We start from the raw sequence: 21535 nt of genomic DNA on the forward strand, positions 1-21535 counted from the left end.
CGCGACAGAAAGTAGTCCCGTGCTAGATAAACAAACTCTCCGGGCGGTGGCCGACGAGCTGCTCGAAGCCCAACGCACCCGCACCCCGGTCCCGCGCCTGACCGCGCGCTACCCGGACATGACCATCGAGGACTCCTACGCGATGCAGAACCTGTGGCGGGAACGGCTGATCGCCTCCGGGCGGTCCCTGGCCGGCCACAAGATCGGCCTCACCTCCAAAGCCATGCAGGCCGCCACCGGCATCACCGAACCCGATTACGGCGTCATCCTCGATGACATGGTGCTGGAAAACGGCTGCACCCTGGAGTGGGACCGCTACACGCACCCGCGGATCGAGGTGGAACTGGCGTTTGTGCTGGGCAAGCCGCTCTCCGGCCCGAACTGCACGCTGTTCGACGTCCTGGACGCCACCGACTACGTGGTGCCCGCGCTGGAAATCCTGGACTCCCGGATCGAGATGGAGGGCCGGACCATCGTGGACACCATCGCGGACAACGCAGCGATGGGCGCCATGGTGGTCGGCGGGAACCCGGTGAAGCCGGCCGACGTCGACCTGCGCTGGGTGTCGGCCCTGCTCTACCGGAACCAGGGCATCGAGGAAACCGGCGTCGCCGCCGGGGTGCTCAATCATCCCGCCGCGGGCGTGTACTGGCTGGCGAACAAGCTGGCCGTGCACGGCACCTCGCTGGAAGCCGGGGAAATCATCCTCGCCGGCTCCTTCACCCGCCCGATGTGGGTCTACAAGGGCGACACCGTTTTTGCCGACTACGGACCGTTGGGAACCATCACATGCCGCTTCGAGTAGAGGAAACCTTCGCCGCCCGGCTGTCCGGCGGCCGTCAGACCGGCATGTGGGTCTGCTCCGGTAGCCCGCTGGTCGCGGAAATCTGCGCCGGCTCCGGCCTGGACTGGCTGCTGATCGACGCCGAGCACAGCCCCAACGGGATCGAATCCCTGCTCGCCCAGCTGCAGGCTGTGCACGGTTATCCGGTCAGCGCGGTGGTCCGTCCGCCCATCGGGGATGCGGTGCTGCTCAAGCAGTATCTGGACCTGGGCGCGCAGAACCTGCTGATTCCCATGGTGGACACCCCGGAGCAGGCCGCCGAACTGGTCCGCGCCGTCCGGTATCCGCCGCAGGGCATCCGCGGCGTGGGCAGTGCCCTGGCCCGGGCCTCGCGCTGGAACCGGATCGAGGGGTACCTCGAAAACGCCGCCGAGTCGGTAACGCTGCTGGTGCAGATCGAGACCGCCGACGCCGTCGACAACGTTGGTGCGATTGCCGCCGTCGACGGGGTGGACGGGCTGTTCATCGGCCCGTCGGACCTCGCCGCCTCCATGGGCCATCTGGGCCAGCAGGAACATCCCGACGTCGTCGCCGCCGTCGAACACTGCATCCGTGAAATCAAGGCCGCCGGCAAACCGGTGGGCGTGAACGCCTTCGCCGAGGCCACCGCCCGGCGCTACATCGAGGCCGGCGTCGACTTTATCCTGGTCGGCGCCGACGTCGCCCTCCTGGCACGGGGCAGCGAAGCCCTGGCCGCCAAATATCTTCCCGACGCGGACGACGACGTCCGCGCGAGCTACTGACAAGGATCCCCATGGCTACTGCCCCCAGCACCACGCCACGCGCCACCTCCAAGGACACCCGAAAGGTGGCCGTGGCCACCCTCATCGGCACCACCGTGGAGTGGTATGACTTCTTCATTTACGCCACCGCCGCAGGGCTGGTCTTCTCCCAGCTGTTCTTCGCCCCCGCGGGCGACGAATTCGCCACCCTGGTCACGTTCGCCTCGGTGGGCCTGAGCTTCCTGTTCCGCCCGCTCGGTGCGTTCCTGGCCGGTCACTACGGGGACAAGATCGGCCGCAAGGCCATGCTGGTGATCACCCTGCTGCTGATGGGCGGGGCCACCACGCTGATCGGCGTGCTGCCCACCTACGCCTCCGCCGGCATCTGGGCGCCCATCCTGCTGGTGCTGCTGCGCATCATCCAGGGCATCTCCGCCGGCGGCGAATGGGGCGGTGCGGTACTGATGAGCGTGGAGCACGCCCCCCGCAACAAGCGCGGTCTGTTCGGTTCCTTCCCGCAGCTGGGCGTGCCGCTGGGCATGCTGCTGGCCTCCGGCGTCACCGCCCTGATGACCGGCGTCATTTCCCCGGGCGACGAGTTCGTCGAGTGGGGCTGGCGGCTGCCGTTCCTGTTGAGCATCGTGCTGATTGTGGTCGGTTTCCTGGTCCGGATGTCCGTGAGCGAAAGCCCGGTCTTCGAGGAAATCGCCGAGAAGAAGAAGCAGACCCAGATGCCCATCGTGGAACTGATGAAGAACCACTGGAAGCTGGTCATCCTGGCCGCCCTGGTGTTCGCGGGCAACAGCGCCGCCGGCTACATGACCACCGGCGGCTTCATCCTCAACTACTCCACCAACCCCGACGGGGCTGTGGCGCTGGACCGCACCGACGTGCTGCTGGCCGTCTCCGGGTCAGCGGCCCTGTGGTTCGTCTTCACCCTGGTCAGCGGTTTCATGGCGGATCGGATCGGCCGGAAGAAGACCTACCTCATCGGGTTCGCCTGCCTGGCGCTGACCGTCTTCCCGCTGTTCTGGCTGATCAACACCGGCGACATCGGGATGCTGTTCCTCGGTATGGCCCTGTTCACGGTCGGACTCGGCCTGACGTACGGCCCGCAGGCCGCCTGGTACAGCGAGATCTTCCCGGCCTCGATCCGCTTCTCCGGCGTCTCGGTGTCCTACGCGCTGGGTGCCATCATCGGCGGCGCCTTCGCTCCGACCATCGCCCAGGCTTTGGTGGAGGCCACGGGGTCGACGACGGCGGTGTCCGGCTACCTGCTGGTGATGGTTATTCTCGCGGCGTCGGCCACCCTGATGCTGCGCGACCGCCCCGGCATCGACCTGTCCATCCGGAACCAGGCGGAGCAGGAAGTCGGGGCGACCATCTTCGACAAGCGCCGCGGGGTGTCTACGGACGATGCTGTTGCGGCGGAGGGTGCGGCGGCTTCGGCGGGGTCGGGTTCAGGCAGGCACTAGTTGTCCCGCTGCGGGTTCCGGCTCGCACGTCTAGCGGCCCCGATCGGCACACCGGGGGTTCAAATCCCCCCGTCTTCCCCAGCCTCCAGGCCTGGAAGGTCAGGGGTTCGATTCCCCTAGGCTGCCGGTCCTTGCGCATAGCCGGGGTGCTGGGCGTGCCCGAGGGTCCCTCGGAATCGAGAAGGCACAAATTACCGTTTTCCGTCCGAAAATCGGTAATTTGTGCCTTCTCGTTCGCCGCAGCCCCCGCCGGCCGCACGGCGTCCCACAACGTGGGGCTGGTGGGGCTCCTGTTTCCACATCAGGCAACACCCGTACCACCCGGTGGGATGCTGTGCGGGTCCGGTTGGCCGGGCGTACCTTCCGTACACGTGATGCTGCCTTGGGGGCGGCCGAACCGCATCTGCTGTCTTTTAGGTGAGCGGCCAGCCGTCGGGTCGATTGGCCCGGCGTACCTTCGTACAGGTGATGCTGCCGGGGCGCGGACCCCCGACCCCTGTTGTCCACTAGGGTGCCTGCACCGTGGACCCCTCCTGCGGCAGCATGTTCTCCCGTGGTAGGAACGTTTTCCCGCGGGCAGGCTTCTCCCCGAAGGACCGGAACACCAACGGCAGTCCATGGGCGGTCCACGGATCCGCCCCGTCCATCGCCTGCACATGCACATGCGGCTGGGTGGAGTTGCCCGAGTTTCCGCAGTCCCCGATCTGCTGGCCCTCGCGCACGTGCTCGCCGGTGGAAACCCGGATCGAGCCGGACCGCAGGTGCATCACCCCGACCACCGCGCCGCCGTCGGGCATTGCGATGAGCACGTAGTTTCCGGCAATCGCCCCGGCGCCCTGCCGCAGCCGACCCTGCTGGCCCAGCATGTAGGGGATGAGGGAAAGCTGCGACCGGCGGGCTTCATGGTCGGCTTCTCCCTCGTGCACGGTGACTATCTGCCCGCCGACCGGGGCGAGGATCGGCCGCCCGAAGGCGTAGAACAGTTCCGGCGGCTCGGTGCCGAACGCAGTGTGCCAGGTGACGCCCGGCGCCGACCGGCCGTCGTCGTCGACCCCCACAAAATCGATGGCATATGTGGTGGCGAGCAGGTGCGTGCCGTGGCTGGGAACCCGCCGCAGGGGACTGTTCTCCACCTTCCATTTTCCGGTAAAGGGGAGCGCAACGGGCAGGGGTGCGTTCATCATGGTTCCCGTTATAGGCCCCGCGCGTTGGATAGGCCTGCCCTACAGGCGGATTGTCCCTGCCCGAGGTCCAGGTCTTGCGCGGACACTGCCGCAGGCCGGGGGTGCGGGCCTACCCTGAAAAGAGCAGGGAGCACCGGCGGGAAGCCGGCTCAGGTACCCCTCCTCGGCGTCTCCGGTATACCCACCCCACGCAGGCGAAGCGCCATCGGGGCCATAACAGGGAGCAGCAACATGTGCACAGGCATCAGGTTCTCGGACGGCAGCAACCTCTATTTCGCACGCAACCTCGACTGGACGTCCGACTTCGGGGAAAGGGTGGTGCTGACACCCACCGGGTACGCCACCAAGTCGCCCTTCGGTGCGGTGCCCAAAATCCAGCACGCGATTATCGGCATGGGCATTGTGGAGGAAGACACGCCGCTCTACTTCGACTGCGGCAACGATGCGGGCCTGGCCGTGGGAGGCCTGAATTTCCCGGGATACGCGCAGTACGCACCGGGGCCGGTGGAGGGGGCAACAAACGTCGCCGCCTTCGAGTTTCCCCTCTGGGTGGCCTCCCAGTTCTCCAGTGTTGACGAGGTCGAGGCCGCGCTGGAGGGCGTGGTCATTGTGGACCGGCCGATCAACGAGAAGTACCCGAGCTCGCTGCTGCACTGGCTGATCGGGGACTCGACGCGCGCGATCGTCGTGGAGTACACGGCCGACGGCATGCACGTCTTCCACGACGACGTCGATGTGCTGGCGAACCAGCCCGGCTTCGGCTGGCACCACGAGAACCTGCGCAACTACCTGAATGCCTCGCCCGACTTCCCCGAGGAGGTTGTGCTCAATCAGGCACACCTGACCCCGTTCGGCTCGGGGTCGTTCATGCGGGGGATTCCCGGCGATTACTACTCGCCGTCCCGGTTTGTTCGGGCGGCCTACGTCCACGCGCACTACCCGCCCCAGACCACCGAAGAGGAGAACGTCAGCCGGGCGTTCCACACGTTGCAGGGGGTCTCGATGGTGGACGGCAGTGCGGCCATGGGCTCGGGCGAGTTCGAGATCACCACCTACACCGGGCTCTTCTCGTCCCGGACCATGACCTACTACTGGAACACCTACCAAGACCCGGCCATCCAGAGCGTCGCGATGGCCGATCACAAGGCTGACGGCATGGAGCTGGTGGTGGTCTAGAAGTCCGGCGTCGCAGGCGGGATCCGAAAAGGGGTTCGATTCCCCTAGCTCAGGGGTTTCCGAAACCCAGGTCCCGTGTACATTACTTCGCATGCGAAATAATAGTGTGGCAGCGGTCACGTCCGAACGGATCAGTATCCCCGTCCCTGCCGGCGGCGCGCTCGCCGGCACCCTGCGCCTGCCGGCCGACGGCGCGCCCCGCGCGGCCGTCGTCGTCCATCCCGCCACGGCAGTGGCCGAACGGCTGTATACGGGCTTTTCCGAATACCTGGCGGCCAACGGGTATGCGGTCCTGACATATGACTACCGGGGGACCGGCGCGTCCGGCAGCCCGAAGGCCAACCGGAGCCTGCGGATGCGGGACTGGATGAGTCAGGATGTTCCGGCCGCGGCCGCGTGGCTGGCCGAGAAGTTCCCGGGCCTGCCGCACCTCGCTGTCGGGCACAGCATCGGCGGGCACGCGATGGCACTGAACAACGGCACGGACGGACTGCTGGGATTCGTGGCTATCGCCTCGCACGCCGGCGTCACTCGAACCATCCAGGATGCAAAGGAGCGGCTGCGCGTGGGACTGGTTCTCCGGGTCCTCGGCCCGCTCACCGGCCGGCTGCTCGGGGTAGTGCCGGGCCGGAAAATGGGCCTGGGCGAGGACATGCCCGGCGGTGCCATGCTCGAGTGGAGCCAGTGGTCCCGCCGACCCAACTACTTCTTCGACGATCCGAGCATGCAGGCCGCCGAACGCGCCGCCCGGGTCAAGACCGAGGTGCTCTCCATCGGCTTCAGCGACGACCTCTGGGCCACGCCCGGACAGATCAACGCCATCTATGGCCGGCTCACCAACGCGCCGGTGGAGCGCCGCACCTACACACCCGACGACGCCGGAGTACCCGCAATCGGGCACATGGGCTTCTTCCGACGTGGGGTCAAGGACACGCTGTGGCCCGAGGTCCTCGCCTGGCTGGACGGACGGATCGCGAACCAGCCGTGACGCCGGACGACGCCGGCCCGGGCACCGGCGGGGGCCTCAGTGGGAGCGGCGGCGGAGAATCGCACGACGGCGGCCCGCGCCGGCCGCCGCGGCTGGTCTTCCTCACGCTCACCGCGGAGCGGCGGCTGCGCCGGTGGATCGGGCGCCGGGGCGAGGACCGGGGCCTCAGCGCGCCGGCTTCCGGGGTGCTGCTCTATCTCGCCTCCCGCCCCGGGGCAAGCACCGGCGAGGTGGCTGAAGCGGTGGGCGCCTCCCCGGCCGGGCTGAGCGGGCTGCTGTCCCGGCTGGAGAAGGCCGGGCTGATCAGCCGCGCCCCGGATCCGGGAGACCGCCGGACCATCCGGGTAAACCTGACCGCCGACGGGAAGGCCACGCTTGGTGCCGTGCAGACCTCCCTGGCTGAACTGAACGGGAAGATTACCGAAGGGTTCAGCGCCGACGAGCTCGCCGTCGTCGCCCGCTGGCTGCGGCACGTGGCACATACCCTGGATTGAGGCTCAGACTTTCAATACGACACGCTGTCTGCTGCGTCGACCTGCTCGTGTGCCGCGGCGGCCTGTTCGAGCGGCAGCGGGGCAGCGATGGGGATAGCGAGGCGGCCCTGTCTAGGATGGGCGCATGCGTCAAGAGCCGAGCGAATGGACCCCCGTCAGCACCGAGCGGCTGCTGCTGCGCCGGCTGGAACGTGCGGATTATGACGCCGCGGTCCGGATCCACACCGATCCCCGGACCAACAGGCACAATCCGAACACGGTGAGCGTCGCGGCTGCCGGAAAGAGCCTGCAGGATTTCCTGGACCACTGGGACCGGGAGGGGTTCGGCTACTGGGCAGTGGCGGACGTGGACGCGCCGGAGACCGTCATCGGATTCACCGGGCTGCAGCGCGCAGCGGTCGATGGCCGGGAGATCCTCAACCTGTACTACCGCTACGATCCTTCGGTCTGGGGACGCGGATATGCGAAAGAAGGTGCCGTCGAGGCGGTGCGACGCGGCCGGGAACTGCTGCCGGAACTGCCGATCCTGGCCCGTGTCACGGCAACCAACACCGGATCCCGGCGAACCGCGCTGGCCGCCGGACTGCTGCACCATCCCGGACTGGACCGGGAGTATGCCGGAGTGCCGGAAATCTATTTCGCTGTGGGCTGGTCTGTGGAGGGACAGCCGGCGGTCCAGGTTCAGACGGCCGAAGGCCGGAATCCCCGATAGCCCAGGACGGCGGTGAGGCCAAGGTAAACCGCACCGGAAACGACGTCGAACCATTCCGACGCGTTGCCGATCGCCAGTATCGCGAACATCAGCATGGCGACGGCGCCGCAGAAAAACATGATGCCGTCACTGGAGCGGACGGTGGATTCTTTGCCCCCGGGAGTTCTCATGCAGGCAGAATACCCTGCCCCCTGTGAATCCGGCGCGGTGACTCAGGCCCGTGGAATCCGTGTTCCGGCCGGTGCCGGTGCCGCCTCCCCGGCCGGCGCCGTCGCCCAGAACCCCAGCGCAGCGACCGGCAGCACCACGCCCAGGCTGGTGAACAGCTCAAGCGCCGCCGGACCCTGGCCGCTGACGACGCCGGTCAGCATCATCGTGACCGTGATCGAGGACAGCATAAACACCGGCACCAGCGCCACCAGCAGGGCGATGCCAGCGCCGCGGACCCCGGCCCGCCGTCGTCGTACCGCCACCCACAGCGCTGGCAGCACCAGCGCGATCCAGACCCAGTGGTGGAACCAGGAAATCGGCGAGATCGCGAGCATCACCACGGCGTTCGCGCTGATCGCCGCCACCGTGTCGCCGCGGGCATCCGAGCGGCGGATGGCGAAGAAGCCCAGCACGACGACGGCGGCCGAGGCCAGCAGCCAGAGCGGGCGCTGCAGGGCCTCGGGGGTCCCCAGATGCGCAAGGAACGAGTTCAGCGACACGTTGTACATGTCCGTGGTGTCCCCGACGCGGTCGGAGTTGAAGAGCGAGTCGAACCAGAACGTGCGGGACTGCTCCGGTGATGCGAGCCATCCGACGGCGACCGTGGCGGCGAACGCGGCGCCCATTGCCAGGATGGCCCGCCAGTCGCGGCGGACCAGGAAGATCAGCCCGAAGGCCAGCGGCGTGAGCTTGATGCCCGCCGCGAGCCCGATGAGGATGCCGCGCGGAATTCTTGACGACGCCGGCCGGAGCAGGTCCGCGACGATCAGGAGCATCAGCATCGGGTTGACCTGGCCGAAGCCCAGGCCTTCCCGCCACGGTCCGAGCACGCCGATCAGCAGGGTGGCCAGGACCACGACGCCGGCGCTGCCGCCCAGGGCGGAACGCAGTCTGGCCGGCAGCACGTCGTTGTCCTGCAGATAGCGGGCCACGAGGAAGGCGGTGAAGACGAGGCAAGCGCACGACGTCGCCGTCAACAGGACCAGCCCCACGCCCGCGGAGAGGAACGCGAAGGGAGTGAGCAGCAGGGCGGCGAACGGCGGGTACGTGAAGGGCAGGCCGCGGGTATCCGTTTCGACCAGGCTCGGGTCATACAGCCGGTGCTCGCCTAGGCCGAGGAACGCCCGGGCTCCTTCGCGGTACACGGTGAAATCAAGCCCATGGATCTGCGCGCCGAGGACCACCAGGACCAGTGCAGCAGGCAGGCCGAGGGCGAACCAGAGGATCCGGGTGCGGGTACGCGGCGTGGAGTCCGCCGTGGATAAAGCCATGCCTGCCAGTTTAGGTCCTGCAGGTGGGGACGGCCGGGGGCCGGCCGCGTCCCCGAAGCCCTAGCGCTTCCGCGGATTGGGGATCGGGGGTGCGGCCAGGGCCCGTTGTGCTGCCAGGATGGCGGTCAGCGTCCCGGGTTTGGCGTAGACCTTGGCTTCGGGGGCCCCGCCCGGCACAGCGGCCGCTGCACCAGCTGTGCCGGTTTCGGCGACCCGCAGGTTCAGACGCATAAAGGTGCTGTTCGGGTCGGCACGATAACTGCCGAACGGCGGGCAGGGGACAAAGCCCGAACGCTGATACAGCCGCCGGGAGGATGCGAAGAACTCCTGTGTGCCGGTTTCCAGCAGCAGCGCGGCATAGCCGCGGGCGCGGGCGTTCGTGATGATGTGCTGCAGGAGCAACTGGGCCACACCCCTCCCTCGTGCGGATTCGACCGTACGCATCGAGGTGATTTCGCCGTATTCACCTGCTGCGCCCCCGACCAGGGCAGGAAGTTCCTTCAACGCACCGCAGCCCAGCAAGGCGCCGCCTTCGCGGACCGTCCAGAAGGTGAAGGAGGGGTCCCGCAGTGACGGCGGAGTCAGGCCGGCGGCGACGGTTCCGGCGGGGTACAGCAGGTCACGGTTCTCGTCGAGCAGCGCCCGGACATCCGCTTTGCCCGGATCGTCCCGGAGGATGCTCACCCGGCGCGGATCGAGGGCGGGTGGATCGGCCTGCGCTCCCCGAAGAGTGGGGTGTGCCTCTGCAATAAGGGGCAGAGCCGCCGTCGTCTGCTGGCCCGCGCCGGGGAACGGTCCCGGAACGCGGACCGGCGGCGGTGTGGGGATGAAACCAGGCATATCCACTTCTTCTAACTCTGATCCGGAGACGCGCTCCTGGGGTTTTCCGGGACGTCGGCTGCTTCCCTGCAGGGCGCTGCCGGCAGGGCACCGCTGCTGCACAGCTGTTGGCACCTGCCGCGTCTTCTCAGCCAGAGTCTAACCGGTGTCCGCCGTGACGGCGGACACCGGTATCAGTGTGGGTCAGCGTTTCATGAGCTCCTGTGCGGCTGCCGCCACTTCGGCGACCCGGGGGTTGGATTTCTCCAACTCTGCTGCGTGCTCGGCGACCACTTCCTTCTTGGTTTCCAGGATCAAATCGTCAAACTCATCCCGCACCCCCGTTTCCAGCGAGCAGTGGTAGTACTTCACGGCCAGGGCGGCTTCGGCGGCCGTGGGTGCGTAGGCAATTTCGACGTCGGCCGGGATGATCTCCACGCCGGACGTCTGCTTCGGGCCGGTGCGTTCCGGGTATTCCACCGCGGCGCCGAGCTCGACGTCCGATGTGAAGCCGTACCGCTTGTCGGACGCCGGCTTCACCGGCTCCCCGGCGTCGACCAGGCATTGGACTACTTGCTGCTGCAGGGGGCCCAGTGCCTCAAATGTCTGATCGGCCAGGCCTCCGGCCAGCTTGCTGCCGAGCCTGTTGTAATCCATGAGTGTCTGCTGGGAGTTTTCTCCCAGTGCTGCCCAGGCCTTCGTGTCACAGGCCATGGCAACCGCCTCGAAGGCGTCGTCGTGAACAAAGACCTTCTCGGAGGACGGGCCGAGAGGTTCGTCGCGGAGCCCGCTGACCGTGGCGTCCTGGACACTTCCGAAGAAGGCATCGTTGACGGTGAGCTGGTCCAGCAGATCCTCGCGCCAATGCAGCGCCGGTTCCTCGGGGATGAACGCCTCATACTCGGGATAACCGTTGTCCGAGTAGCACTGGAAACGAAGGGTGTCCTGGGCCATAAGGATGGCGTCCATATCCTCGGCCAGATAAATTTCGAACGGGTCGGCGGAGGACTCCGAAACCGGTGCCAGCCCGGAATCGGCGGAGCAGCCGGCGAGAGCGGCGGCTCCGAGAACCATGACGCCGAGGCCAGCAAGGTAACGACGACGGCGTGCCGGGGGGAGGGAGTTGGTGACCTGTGCGGGTGCAGCAGGGGAGAAGCGGTTGCGGTTCATGGGGTGCCTTTCGAGACTGGATCCAGGGTGCGGTGCCGGACCGGCTCATCGGGAGCATGTCCGTAGAACAACAGCGGGTGTCAGGTGCCGCAGGCGGGGCAAATGGGAAGCTGTGGACGCAGATCAGGTGGCGAGGAGCCGGCGGGGCCGGTGGCCTCCGGCGGTCAGGGCTGTTGCGGCCACAGCCAGTACGAGGAACGCCCATTCCCAGTGGTCGATGGCGGGTCCGGGCAGGCCCGAGGAGGCAAACCAAGTCTCCAGGGAATTTCCGGACCAGAACCGGACCAGCAACGGCACCGATGCCACAGCCAAGCCCGCGGTCCACGGAAGGACACGGGGCCCGCTGACCAGGACCATTCCGACGCTCAGCATCAACGCTGCCGCTGCCAGCGTCAGGGACCGCGCATCAACGGCGAGCACACTGGTGGAGTCGTAGAAGAACAGGGCGGCGCCGCCGGTCAACCGGCTGACGGCCAGCGACAGGCCCGCCAGCGAGACACCGGCCGTGACGGCAGCCAGCAGGGCGCGGCGGGAGGCTGTGGCAGCGGGATTGCCGATGAGGGTCAGCAGCGCGAGGGCACTGAGCACCAGCATGGGAGTAAGCGGCGGCGCGAGGATTCCCGTTACGGCGCCGGAGAGGGGGATCAGTGGAGCAGCAACTGCCGCGCCGAGATACACGGCCCGGTGCAGGGAACGCCGCCCGGCCAGGGTGGATGCGAACCCGGCAAGCAGTGCCAGATAGACCGCTGCGGCCGCCGTCGTAAACGGCCCCGCGGCCAGGAACGTCTCCCCGAATCCCTCGCCGGTGGGCCGCCAGCGAAGCGAGCCCGGCCGGACCCATGGACCCCATTCGCCCAGCAGGGTCAGGGTGAGCGCCAGGTAGGTGGCCAGAACCGTGGCGATGAAGGCGATGCCGTTGCGCCGCCGCCGGCCCACGCTGCCGAGCAACTCCAGGCCGCGGGTTGCCAGGCCGTTGCCCACAAGGTTGAGCAGTTCGGCCGGGGTGGCCTTGGTGCGCTGCTCGGAACGGGCAACGTAGAGCAGCACGCCGATCAGTTCCTCGCCCTGCTCCCGGCGCCAGCGGCGCGGGTAAGCGGCCAGGGCTCTGGTGTAAGCGACCTCCAGAGTGGAGGTGCCGCTGTTCATGCTCCGGCCTGGGCTGCGCGCAGCCGCAGCTTGGACATGGCCTGCCGGGCGTTGGCGGCCAGGCGGTCCGCTTCGCGTGCCAAGGTGGCGGCGCCGCCGTCGGTGATCCGGTAGTAGCGGCGGGCGCGGCCGTCCACCACGTCTTCGCCGGAAATCTCCACCAATCCGTCCTCCCGCAACCGGTCCAGCACGCCGTAGAGGGTTCCGGGCTGAAGCTTCACCCGGCCGTCGGAAAGGCTTTTTGCCTCGGCTATCAGCGCGTACCCGTGCTTGGGGCCATCGGCCAGTGCGGAGAGGACCAGGAAGGTCGGTTCGCGCATCTCATGCTTGCTCATGCCGAGAACGATAGTCAGAAAAACTGAATATAGGGAAGAAATGTATATAACGGTTAGGCTACGGATTTTGCTCAAAGGAACCCGGCGGTTCATCCGAGTCCCTCTCTGTGCCGGGCACGGGCGGTTATTAGCCGCAGGGAATGCGATAGACCCCAGGGCATTGCCCGGTCGCAGCAGGAAGGTGACCTCCTTGCGATATTCATGTCACATACATATATTGCTTCCATGAGTAGCCGAGAGATGCGCGAACCGACCTTCCTGATCCTGACCGCGCTCGCCAGAGGCCGGCACCACGGCTACTCCCTGCTGGCGGAAACCAAGAAGCTTTCCGGCGGGAGGGTATCGCTCAAACCCGGCAGCCTCTATACGACGCTTGACCGCCTTCAAGAGGAGGGGTTGGTGCAGGACGCAGGTGAGGAAGTGGTGGCAGGCCGGCTCCGTCGGTACTACTCGCTGACGGACACCGGGGCGGACGCATTGAAAAGAGAGGCCGACCGGATGGAAGCCGCCGCAGACGCCGCCCGGCAAAGCCTGCGTGTCAGGACCAAGGGAGCACTGGCATGAGCCCATCAACCGCAATCGAGGAGCAGTACCGGCGAGCGCTGCGGGCCTATCCTGCCAGATGGCGGGCCCGGCATGGGGAGGAAATCATTGGGATAATGCTCGACCTCGCGGCCGATGAGGGCAGGGAAAAACCGGTCCGCGGCGAGCTCCTCCATCTGGTGTTACACGGAGCCGCAGCACGGGTCGCCCAGGTGCTGCCGTCCCGCCGTCGAGACCGGATAGCGGCCATCGGTGCTGTCGCCGGAACGGCGCTCGCTTTGGTGATGATGGTCCTCGGTGAGGTGGGCCGGTGGTTCCGTTGGAATAGCTACAATCTGGCGGACCAACCCTTCGGAGCGTTCACCACTCCGGCGGCGGTAGTTTTTGTCCTGGCTCTTGCGGCATTCGGCGCCGTGGCGGCGGGAATGCGGAGAACGGCTGTCCTCCTGCATGCTTCTGTCGTCGCGGCGAGCATCGCCCTTACAGTCATCCTTCAGTTCACCGGTTCCGGCGTTCCGGTTCATCCGCTGGTATTCGTTGTTTTTGCCCTCACGAGCCTGTTGTCGCTGTGCGGGGATCCGATCCGGACGCCGGCGCTGCGGAAGTTGGTCCTGACCGGTGCACCGGTACTCGGCGTTTTCCTCACCCTCACCAGCTATCTGCAGGGAGGCGGAGCGCAACGCACCTTCTGGGGTGGCCCCTACCTCATCAGCGACCAGCGGCTGGCGTGGTGGTCCCTGGAATTGGTGGTTCTTTCCGTGCTACTTGCAGTGGCCGGACCGAAGATGCGCCCTTGGGCCTGCCTTTTCCTTATCCCGTTGATGTCTCTGCCGCTTTCGGGAATGTTCCTGATGCTTGGTGGCAACAGCACCATTGGGCTGATCGGGGTGCAGCCTGGCATCTTCTATATCGGTTGCTCCATGGTCGGCGTTGCCAGTGCGTGGGTCGCCTGGAAACGGCCCGTGTTGAGCTTCCCGGGCAGGGATGCCGCACCCGCCGCTTAACCCGCTGTTGCGGGCAGAGACCCCTATCCCTTCGTCACTGCTTCCAGGACGGCCTGGAATCCCGGACCCACCCTGATCTTCAGGAGCCCGTCGTCAGACACCTCGGTCAGCTGTTCGTAACCGGTTCCGTCCCACCAATAGACGTGCGGACTCACGGGGCCGGGGGAGTCGCTGTATCCCGCGGCCGTAAAGTGCGCCATTCCATTTACTGCTCCGATGACGGACGAGTCTTCAATGACATGCCACACCACCTGATGCCGGTTGGGGACACTCATCAGCCAGCCGAACCCGTCGCGGACCTGCTTGCCGGTGAGCTCAGTGGCCAACGAAGGAAGGAGGATGGCCCTGCTGGCGGTATAGAAGGACGCGCCAATGAGGGCATTGAATGAACCCCCGCCAGGAGGGTTGAGGGTCTCGAACCGTTCCACGTCCAATGCGCGAAGGTTCGCAAGCCCCTGCTGCCGGAGGGCATCGAACCCGCCGAAGTTCTTGGCGTTCTCATGCCGGAACACCGCAACCGTGTCCGGGAGGTCCAGTGCCAGCATCTCGATCACTCCCGGCGCGAACTCCCGGTGGGGGTGTCCGTCCAGCGGCGGCAGGGCTGATTCTTCATACAGGCGGGCGAAGGTCCGGCCCGGTATCTCCGCGGGAGGCAGGGTGTCGAACGGATCCGGGACGTCGAAGCTCGTCAGCAGGCGTTGGAGATGTTCCGCTATCAGGCTCCGCCACACGGACTGCGGTTCCGGATTGCACATGGCGGCTATGTTCCAGAAACCGTACTTGCGCCCCGAGACGTCCACCGCGTGATCCGGATGAATACCAACCTCCAAGCCCAGCTCGGCGAAAACCTCACGGATCATCATCCGGAATTCATTCGCAGTGGAAACCGACATAAACGTCAGATAGGTATCCGGAATGTCCGTTCCGGGAGAATTGTTCCCAAAAATGCCCACAATGACCCACTTTCGTTGAGGCAGCCAACCACAATTCCACGACGGGTTCAGCCTAGGGACTTCCCCTTCCTTTGCCGGGATAGACATTCGGAATAGGGTGGTTGGTTTGATAGCGGCGTTGCGCCGTTACAGCGGGCGGGCCAGATGGTGTGCTGGTCCGGTCGGTCTTCGCGCGCTGAAACGAGCTCCCATGTTTACAGGTCTGTCCGCCTTTCCCCTCACGCCCGTTGTCAATGACACGGTGGATGAGGACCTGTTCGCCGCGCTCGTACACCGTGCGGTGGAGGCCAAAGTGGATTCCATCGGCGCCCTGGGTTCCACCGGCAGTTACGCCTATCTCTCCCGGGAGGAACGACGCCGGGTGGCAGCGGCCGCTGTGCAGGCAGCCGGGGCAGTGCCGGTGATCGTAGGGATCGGAGCGCTGCGGACCTCCGATGTCCTGCGCGCAGCGGAGGATGCGCAGAATGTCGGTGCCGCCGGTCTGCTGCTCGCTCCGGTGTCGTACCAGCCGCTGACCGAGGAGGAGGTGCTCGGCTTGTTCGAGGCCGTCTCCGCGGCCAGCTCGGTGCCGATCTGCATTTACGACAACCCGACCACCACCCGGTTCACTTTCACGGACCAGATCTATGCCCGGCTTGGCGCCCTTCCGCAGGTGGCGGCCGTGAAGATCCCGCCCCGGCCGGTGGAGGAAGCGGACCAGCGGATCCGTGAGGTGCGGACGGCTCTGCCGCCAGGCACGGCCCTGGGGGTCAGCGGCGACGAGTTTGCCGCCCCGGCGCTGCTCGCCGGCGCAGACGTGTGGTTCAGCGTACTGGGCGGCACCCTGCCGGATGTGGCGCTGGCGATCACCAGGGCGGCGCAGGCAGGTGACGCTAAGACCGCCGAACGTTTGTCAGCGCAGCTGGCACCGATCTGGGAACTGTTCCGGCGGTTCGGCAGCCTGCGCGTGACCTCGGCGTTGGCTACTGAGCTTGGCCGGCTGCCGAGGGAGAACCTGCCGGCGCCGTTGCGGCCCCTGCCCGAGGACGTTTTCACGGGGATGAGGGAGCTGCTGCGGAATCTGCCAAGCGCCGCGGCCGACTAGCTCATGGCACGTCCGCCGCGGACACGATACTCCCCGCTGTGGACAGCTGTGGGACAAAGGTATTCACGCGGGATCCGAGTCTCCGCCGACCTCCCGGCGTCGATCCGCACCTCCTCGACCACGGAGGGGGAGGCCACGGGCGGAACGCGACAGCACGAGGTAACCCAGCAGGGCCAGCCCCCACAGCAGGAACAACGGATCCCAGAGCCAGGCGTGGCCGATAAGGGCTTCCCGGTCGTATCCGGAATCCGGGCGGATGATGCCCGCCAGCACCGCGTTGCTGACAACGGTGTTGGCTCCGCCGTAGAGAACCAACAGGACGGCGCCGCACCAGCTCACTCCCCGCCACATGCGGGGCCGGGGAATCGTGCCGTACTCTGCCGCCGTCGGAATGAGCGCCGCGGCAGCTTTGACCAACGCGACGCATCCCAGCAGGAGTCCGGCGTGCGCCGGTGCAGCATCGGCCTGCTGCACCGCCCACTGTCCTACCGTGTCCAGCAGCCATTGGCCGCCCAGCGCCCAGTACAGGCTGAACGCGGCATGCAGCAGCCCCGCGGCACACGCGGTCCAGAGCCAGACGCGGCCCCACCGTTCCCTGCCCCTCGGCCGGGCCGTGACCCGGGAGGGTCTCCTGGAGTCGTTCATGGAAATCATTGTGGAAGCGGTTCCGGCACACGGAAAAGTGCCCTGTGCTGAAGTGGCCAAGGCGGCTCGGTGCCGGTAATAGTGGTAGTCCTAGCGAAAGGTGACATCCATGCCTCCAGAAGCAGCCGCTGAGTCCGGTTTCCTGTCACGGTTCAACGCCGCCAGATTCGACGCCGCGGAGCAGATGCTCCGTCCCTGCCTGGACATCTCCCGCTGGTACAACGAAGTTGCCGCAGCCAGGCCTTTCGCCGCCCCCGGAGAACTGCTCAGCTTCGCGGAACTGGCGGCGCCCGACTTCACGGAAGCGGAAGTCGCAGCTGCCGTCGCCGGGGATCCGCGGATGGGCGAACGGCCGGCCGGATCCGGTGCGGGCATCACGGGCGCCGAGCTGCGTGAACGAGCCATCCTGCGGCTGGAGGAACTGCTCAACGAATGACCCGGAGAGTCCGGAAAGCACCGTGCCGCACCTCATTTCCGTGACGGTGGCCACATGACGCCCGTCGCATTTTCGGAACCGCCAACCCTGAAAGTAATGTCTTCTGTATGGCCCCATTCCGAAACAGCCGCGCCGCTGCCCTCCCCGCAAAACTTTCCCGTTCCTGGCTGCTGGCATCAGCCGCAGATGAAGCGAATTTTGCGCCGGCGCTGGCCTCCGAGGCTGATTCGGTGGTCTTCGACATGGAGGATGCCGTTCCGGCCGGCGGCAAGGCCGAAGCCCGCGAACGCGTCGTCGAGGCACTCTCCACCGGGATGACCGCGTGGGTGCGCGTCAACGGCATCGAGACCGACTACTGGGCCGATGACCTCGCAGCCCTCTCCAAGGCTCCGGGCCTGCGCGGCGTGATGCTCGCCATGACCGAAAAGCCCGAGCAGGTCACGCACACCGCCATGCGGCTGCAGGCCGGCACCCCGGTCCTCGCCCTGGTGGAATCGGCGCTCGGCATTGAAAACGCCACCGCCATCGCCAGCGCACCCGGCACCTTCCGCCTCGCGTTCGGCGTCGGCGATTTCCGCCGCGACACCGGCGCCTCCGACGATCCGATGGCGCTGGCCTACGCCCGCTCCAAGCTGGTGGTCGCCTCCCGCGTCGGACAGCTGCCCGGCCCGATCGACGGCCCCACCGTCGGTGCCCTCGGGGAAAAGCTGCTGGACGCCTGCAAGGTCACCCAGAGCATGGGCATGACCGGCAAGCTGTGCCTGATGCCGGAGGCCACCGACTACATCAACCGGGGACTCTCGCCGAGCGACTCCGAAATCACCTGGGCCCATGAACTGCTGGACGCGCACGCTGCCGGTGCCGTCGTCGGCGACGGGTCCTACCTGCCGCGCCTGGCCCGGGCCCAGAAGATCTCCTCGCTGGCGGATTCCTACGGTCTCTGGAACGCCTAGGCCCCTTCGTCCGCCTGCTCGAGCAGCCGCAGCACCAGCCGGGTGAGCGTGAATGCGGCGTCCATGTCGTAATCCGGCTGGCTGATGTCCGCGAACAGGTGCGAGGCACCCATATAGAGGATCAGCTCCGCGTCGGGCGTGGACGCGGCCAGGTTTTCCGCGGCGTCGAGGTCGCCGCTGTCCACGAATTCCTCGTCCGCGTCCATGCCGTGGATCTGCACCGGCACCCCGGCCGGCCAGGTGTCACCGAAGGTGCCCAGCGGCAGGCAGGCACTGACCAGCACTGCGCCCCGGGCGCCGGGACGGGTCTGCGCCAGCCGCTGTGCCGGCATCACCCCGAGTGAGAAGCCGATGTAGACCATGTCCGGCGGGAAGCGTTCGGCGATGCTGACACCGAGTTCCTCAACGGCATCCAGGCCGATGTCCTGTGCGTAGGCGACGCCGTCTTCCAGATCAGTGAAGGTCCGTCCGTCGTAGAGGTCCGGAACGGTGACGGTATGCCCTGCTTCCCTCAGGACCTCGGCAAAGGCGTCCATGCCGGAGGTCAGGCCCAGGGCGTGGTGGAACAGCAGGACATTGGCCATTTCTTCTCCTAGGGTTCGACGAGGATTCCGTCCTCGTCCGCGTACAGCACCGCGCCGGGACGGAAGGTGACGCCGCCGAACTCTACGGGCACATCCACCTCGCCGACAGAGTTTTTGGCGCTCTTGCGCGGATTCGAGCCCAGCGCCTTCACGCCCAGCGGCAACTTGGCGACGGCGGCACGGTCACGGATGGCGCCGTTGATAACGACGCCGGCCCAGCCGTTCTCCACGGCGGCGCCGGCAATCATATCCCCCATCAATGCGGTGTTCAGCGACCCGGCGCCGTCGATCACCAAGACCGCGCCTTCGCCGGGCGAATTCAGCAGGGACTTGATGATGCCGTTGTCCTCCAGGCAGCGGACGGTGCGGATGGGGCCGGTGAAGCCCACATGCCCGCCCAGGTCCTGGAACTGCAGGGAAACCGAGGCCAGTTCGTCGCCGCGTTCGTCGTACAGGTCAGCTGTGCTCGTATGCATGGCACCACTGTGGCAGACGGTCCGGCAGGGAATCGTCCTGCCACGCCGGTCACCGGCCCAGCCGTCGGTAGGTTAGGGGCGCATTTGGCGGGCGTGGGACTTTAACACGTCCACGATTTCCAGGAGGTCGGAGACGGAATGCGTGCGGTTGTCCTTGGTGGCCTGCGGCCAGCCGCCGGGCAGGCCCTCGTTGTAATACAGTCCGTCGGCCAGCAGGGTGATGGCACGGGCAATGCCGGGATCGCCCACCTCCTCGTGGACCAGATCAAACCAGCTGCGGTGGATGTCCTGCAGCAGCTCGGAGGCCACGGGATCGGACGCCTGCGCCAGGCGGACGACGCCGATCAGCGCTCGGTCCAGCTCGCTCCCGACGTACACGGAGCTGCGGACCAGGTAGCGCGACGGCCCGTCCGGGTCCTCGCTCATGGTCTGCAGGTCTGCTGCGGCGAGACCCCGGAGCTTTTCGATCAGGGCACCGGCCATCGCTTCCTTGTTCTTGAAGTGATACAGCAGGCCGCCTTTGGAAACCTCGGCGCGCGCGACGACGGCATCCATGGTGGCACCGCGGGGGCCTTCGTTAATCAGGAGCTCCTCGTAGGCATCGAGGATGCGGTCCCGGGCGGGACGAGAGTTGGACATGCTTTTACGCTACGCCATCAGCAGGCGGATCAGCCGCAGTTTGCCACCATACAGTCTAGACGGTACAGTAGTTTTTCGGATATTTACCGTAAAGAAGTCCTAACACTGTTCCCAGAAGGAGGATGCCGTGCTGGCGGTCCAGGAAAAACCCGCAGTTACGCGTGCAGGAACGCGCGAATGGTGGGGACTCGCAGTCCTGATGCTGCCCGTTCTGCTCATCTCCATCGACAACAACGTCCTGAGCTTCGCCATCCCGTCGCTGTCCCAGGCGTTGGCGCCTACCGGTGTCGAACTGCTCTGGATCGTGGACGTGTACGCCCTGGTCCTGGCCGGCCTGCTGGTGCCCATGGGCAGCCTGGGCGACCGGATCGGACGGCTCCGCCTGCTGATGATCGGCAGCGCGGGCTTCGGTGTGTTCTCCCTCGTGGCCGCGTTCGCGCCGTCGGCGGCGCTGCTGATCGTGGCCCGCGCCCTGATGGGCGTGTTCGGTGCCATGCTGATGCCCGCCACGCTGTCCCTGATCCGCAACATCTTTACCGATCCGTCCCAGCGCCGGATTGCGGTGGCCATCTGGGCCGCAGGCTTCTCCGGCGGTGCCGCGCTTGGTCCCATCGTGGGCGGCGTGCTGCTCGAGCATTTCTGGTGGGGCTCGGTGTTCCTGCTGTCCATCCCGGTGCTGCTGCCGCTGCTGATCTTCGCGCCGATGCTGCTGCCCGAATCCAAGGACCCCAGCCCCGGCGCGGTGGACGTGCTCGGCGTCGTCCTCGTCATGGGTGCCATGCTTTCGGTCACCTACGGCATCAAGACCTTTGCGCACGACGGCGCCGCAGCCGGCCTGCCGTTCATTGCCCTCGGCCTGGTGCTGGGCTTCCTGTTTGTCCGCCGCCAGCTCTCGCGGGAAAAGCCGATGCTCGATGTCCGGCTGTTCCGGAGCCCGGTCTTCTCCGGCTCCATCGCTGCGAACCTGCTCAGCCTGTTCGCCATGGTCGGCTTTATCTTCTTCCTTTCCCAGCATCTGCAGCTGGTGGTCGGCCAGACGCCCATCGAGGCGGGCCTGACCATGCTTCCCGGCCTGGTGCTGACGATCATCACCGGACTGGCAGTGGTGCCCCTGGTGAAGCGGGTCCGTCCGGCCGTGGTGGTGGCCGGCGGGCTGCTGTTCAACGGAGCAGGCTATGCGCTGGTGTTCGCAGCGGGGGAGTCGGTCACCGTACTGGAACTGATGATTGCGTTCCTGCTGCTCGGCGTGGGTGTGGGTGCGGCGGAGACCATCTCCAATGACCTCATCCTGGCCAGCGTCCCGCCCTCCCGTGCAGGCTCTGCCTCGGCCATATCCGAGACGGCGTACGAGATCGGATCCGTCCTGGGCACGGCCGTGCTGGGCAGCATCCTGACCGCTGCATACCGTACCGGCGTAGAGATTCCTTCCGGGCTGACTCCGGAGCAGACCGCTTCCGCCGGGGAAACCCTGGGCGGTGCTGTCGAAGCGGCCCAGAGCCTGCCGGCGGAGACTGCCTCTGCGCTGCTGCAGTCGGCGCAACACGCCTTCGACTCCGGGGTCAACATCACCTCACTGATCGGCCTGGTCACGATGGTGGTTGCCGCCGTCGGTGCCGGCATCCTGCTGCGCCGGGTTCCCGCGCACCGCTAGCCTGCGGCTGCTGGCGCGTTC

The 21535-nt window shown here is 66.8% G+C and carries 25 protein-coding genes; 13 read left to right on the forward strand and 12 right to left on the reverse strand.

Annotated elements, in window-relative coordinates; genetic code table 11:
* Positions 1-19: 19 nt before the first annotated feature.
* Genes hpaH through AC5RT8_RS10420 form a run of 3 tightly spaced genes read left to right on the forward strand, consistent with a single transcriptional unit; the run spans position 20 to position 3041 of the window.
* The gene (gene hpaH / locus AC5RT8_RS10410; RefSeq protein ID WP_494095628.1) at positions 20-805 is read left to right on the forward strand and encodes a 2-oxo-hept-4-ene-1,7-dioate hydratase; all 786 of its coding nucleotides are present in this window, start codon (positions 20-22) and stop codon (positions 803-805) included.
* Positions 790-1587: an HpcH/HpaI aldolase family protein gene (locus AC5RT8_RS10415; RefSeq protein WP_494095629.1), complete on the forward strand. Its 798-nt coding sequence runs from the start codon at positions 790-792 to the stop codon at positions 1585-1587. Before hpaH ends, AC5RT8_RS10415 begins: the two co-directional genes overlap by 16 nt.
* A gap of 11 nt (positions 1588-1598) precedes the next feature.
* Positions 1599-3041, forward strand: coding sequence for an MFS transporter (locus AC5RT8_RS10420; RefSeq protein ID WP_494095630.1), 1443 nt, complete (start codon positions 1599-1601; stop codon positions 3039-3041).
* Positions 3042-3547: 506 nt separating this feature from the next.
* On the opposite strand, the gene AC5RT8_RS10425 is transcribed toward AC5RT8_RS10420, so the two are convergent.
* Positions 3548-4225: a M23 family metallopeptidase gene (locus tag AC5RT8_RS10425; RefSeq protein ID WP_494095631.1), complete on the reverse strand. Its 678-nt coding sequence runs from the start codon at positions 4223-4225 to the stop codon at positions 3548-3550.
* A gap of 231 nt (positions 4226-4456) precedes the next feature.
* On the opposite strand from AC5RT8_RS10425, the gene bsh reads away from it, so the two are divergent.
* The 4 genes from bsh (at position 4457) to AC5RT8_RS10445 (ending at position 7595) form a co-directional block, all read left to right on the forward strand.
* On the forward strand, positions 4457-5401 hold the full coding sequence (gene bsh / locus AC5RT8_RS10430; protein WP_494095632.1) for a choloylglycine hydrolase: 945 nt from the start codon (positions 4457-4459) through the stop codon (positions 5399-5401).
* A gap of 91 nt (positions 5402-5492) precedes the next feature.
* Entirely contained in the window at positions 5493-6389 is an 897-nt protein-coding gene (locus AC5RT8_RS10435) for an alpha/beta hydrolase family protein (protein WP_494095633.1), read from the forward strand.
* Positions 6386-6883, forward strand: a complete 498-nt coding sequence (locus tag AC5RT8_RS10440) for a MarR family winged helix-turn-helix transcriptional regulator (protein ID WP_494095634.1) — start codon at positions 6386-6388, stop codon at positions 6881-6883. The genes AC5RT8_RS10435 and AC5RT8_RS10440 overlap by 4 nt, the downstream gene beginning before the upstream one ends.
* A gap of 124 nt (positions 6884-7007) precedes the next feature.
* Complete coding sequence (locus AC5RT8_RS10445) at positions 7008-7595, forward strand: GNAT family N-acetyltransferase (RefSeq protein WP_494095635.1); 588 nt, start codon at positions 7008-7010, stop codon at positions 7593-7595.
* Here the strand turns inward: AC5RT8_RS10445 and AC5RT8_RS10450 are convergent.
* The 6 genes from AC5RT8_RS10450 to AC5RT8_RS10475 form a co-directional block, all read right to left on the reverse strand.
* Positions 7565-7765, reverse strand: coding sequence for a hypothetical protein (locus AC5RT8_RS10450; protein WP_494095636.1), 201 nt, complete (start codon positions 7763-7765; stop codon positions 7565-7567). The two genes, AC5RT8_RS10445 and AC5RT8_RS10450, sit on opposite strands and share 31 nt — an antisense overlap.
* Before the next feature lie 42 nt (positions 7766-7807).
* Entirely contained in the window at positions 7808-9076 is a 1269-nt protein-coding gene (locus AC5RT8_RS10455) for a glycosyltransferase 87 family protein (RefSeq protein WP_494095637.1), read from the reverse strand.
* Positions 9077-9136: 60 nt separating this feature from the next.
* A complete protein-coding gene (locus AC5RT8_RS10460) occupies positions 9137-9916 on the reverse strand; it encodes a GNAT family N-acetyltransferase (protein WP_494095638.1) in 780 nt (259 codons plus the stop codon).
* Positions 9917-10099: 183 nt separating this feature from the next.
* Positions 10100-11065 carry a hypothetical protein gene (locus tag AC5RT8_RS10465; protein WP_494095639.1) on the reverse strand — a complete coding sequence of 322 codons (966 nt, stop codon included), beginning with the start codon at positions 11063-11065 and terminating at the stop codon, positions 10100-10102.
* Positions 11066-11188: 123 nt separating this feature from the next.
* Positions 11189-12211, reverse strand: coding sequence for a hypothetical protein (locus AC5RT8_RS10470; protein ID WP_494095640.1), 1023 nt, complete (start codon positions 12209-12211; stop codon positions 11189-11191).
* Positions 12208-12546, reverse strand: coding sequence for a PadR family transcriptional regulator (locus tag AC5RT8_RS10475; protein ID WP_494095641.1), 339 nt, complete (start codon positions 12544-12546; stop codon positions 12208-12210). Before AC5RT8_RS10475 ends, AC5RT8_RS10470 begins: the two co-directional genes overlap by 4 nt.
* A 225-nt stretch (positions 12547-12771) precedes the next feature.
* Here AC5RT8_RS10475 and AC5RT8_RS10480 point away from each other — a divergent pair, with 225 nt between their 5' ends.
* Together AC5RT8_RS10480 and AC5RT8_RS10485 are read left to right on the forward strand one after the other, a co-directional pair.
* Complete coding sequence (locus AC5RT8_RS10480) at positions 12772-13110, forward strand: PadR family transcriptional regulator (protein ID WP_494095642.1); 339 nt, start codon at positions 12772-12774, stop codon at positions 13108-13110.
* Entirely contained in the window at positions 13107-14093 is a 987-nt protein-coding gene (locus tag AC5RT8_RS10485; protein ID WP_494095643.1) for a hypothetical protein, read from the forward strand. The genes AC5RT8_RS10480 and AC5RT8_RS10485 overlap by 4 nt, the downstream gene beginning before the upstream one ends.
* 23 nt (positions 14094-14116) lie before the next feature.
* Here AC5RT8_RS10485 and AC5RT8_RS10490 read toward each other — a convergent pair whose 3' ends face one another.
* On the reverse strand, positions 14117-14986 hold the full coding sequence (locus AC5RT8_RS10490; protein ID WP_494095644.1) for a hypothetical protein: 870 nt from the start codon (positions 14984-14986) through the stop codon (positions 14117-14119).
* Positions 14987-15236: 250 nt separating this feature from the next.
* Between AC5RT8_RS10490 and AC5RT8_RS10495 the strand changes: the two genes are divergently transcribed.
* Positions 15237-16130, forward strand: coding sequence for a dihydrodipicolinate synthase family protein (locus tag AC5RT8_RS10495; protein ID WP_494095645.1), 894 nt, complete (start codon positions 15237-15239; stop codon positions 16128-16130).
* Positions 16131-16193: 63 nt separating this feature from the next.
* On the opposite strand, the gene AC5RT8_RS10500 is transcribed toward AC5RT8_RS10495, so the two are convergent.
* A complete protein-coding gene (locus AC5RT8_RS10500) occupies positions 16194-16775 on the reverse strand; it encodes a DUF3995 domain-containing protein (RefSeq protein WP_494095646.1) in 582 nt (193 codons plus the stop codon).
* A 109-nt stretch (positions 16776-16884) separates the two neighbouring features.
* Here AC5RT8_RS10500 and AC5RT8_RS10505 point away from each other — a divergent pair, with 109 nt between their 5' ends.
* A complete protein-coding gene (locus tag AC5RT8_RS10505) occupies positions 16885-17211 on the forward strand; it encodes a 2-oxo-4-hydroxy-4-carboxy-5-ureidoimidazoline decarboxylase (protein WP_494095647.1) in 327 nt (108 codons plus the stop codon).
* Between the two features lie 107 nt (positions 17212-17318).
* Entirely contained in the window at positions 17319-18164 is an 846-nt protein-coding gene (locus AC5RT8_RS10510) for an HpcH/HpaI aldolase/citrate lyase family protein (protein ID WP_494095648.1), read from the forward strand.
* On the opposite strand, the gene AC5RT8_RS10515 is transcribed toward AC5RT8_RS10510, so the two are convergent.
* From AC5RT8_RS10515 to AC5RT8_RS10525, 3 genes are all read right to left on the reverse strand, one after another.
* Positions 18161-18748, reverse strand: coding sequence for a dienelactone hydrolase family protein (locus tag AC5RT8_RS10515; RefSeq protein WP_494095649.1), 588 nt, complete (start codon positions 18746-18748; stop codon positions 18161-18163). The two genes, AC5RT8_RS10510 and AC5RT8_RS10515, sit on opposite strands and share 4 nt — an antisense overlap.
* A gap of 8 nt (positions 18749-18756) precedes the next feature.
* On the reverse strand, positions 18757-19224 hold the full coding sequence (rraA, locus tag AC5RT8_RS10520; RefSeq protein WP_494095650.1) for a ribonuclease E activity regulator RraA: 468 nt from the start codon (positions 19222-19224) through the stop codon (positions 18757-18759).
* Positions 19225-19296: 72 nt separating this feature from the next.
* Positions 19297-19863: a TetR/AcrR family transcriptional regulator gene (locus AC5RT8_RS10525; RefSeq protein ID WP_494095651.1), complete on the reverse strand. Its 567-nt coding sequence runs from the start codon at positions 19861-19863 to the stop codon at positions 19297-19299.
* 130 nt (positions 19864-19993) lie between these two features.
* Between AC5RT8_RS10525 and AC5RT8_RS10530 the strand changes: the two genes are divergently transcribed.
* On the forward strand, positions 19994-21514 hold the full coding sequence (locus tag AC5RT8_RS10530) for an MFS transporter (protein WP_494095857.1): 1521 nt from the start codon (positions 19994-19996) through the stop codon (positions 21512-21514).
* Positions 21515-21535 lie beyond the last annotated feature (21 nt).

The organism is Arthrobacter sp. Ms25 (assembly GCF_059090365.1).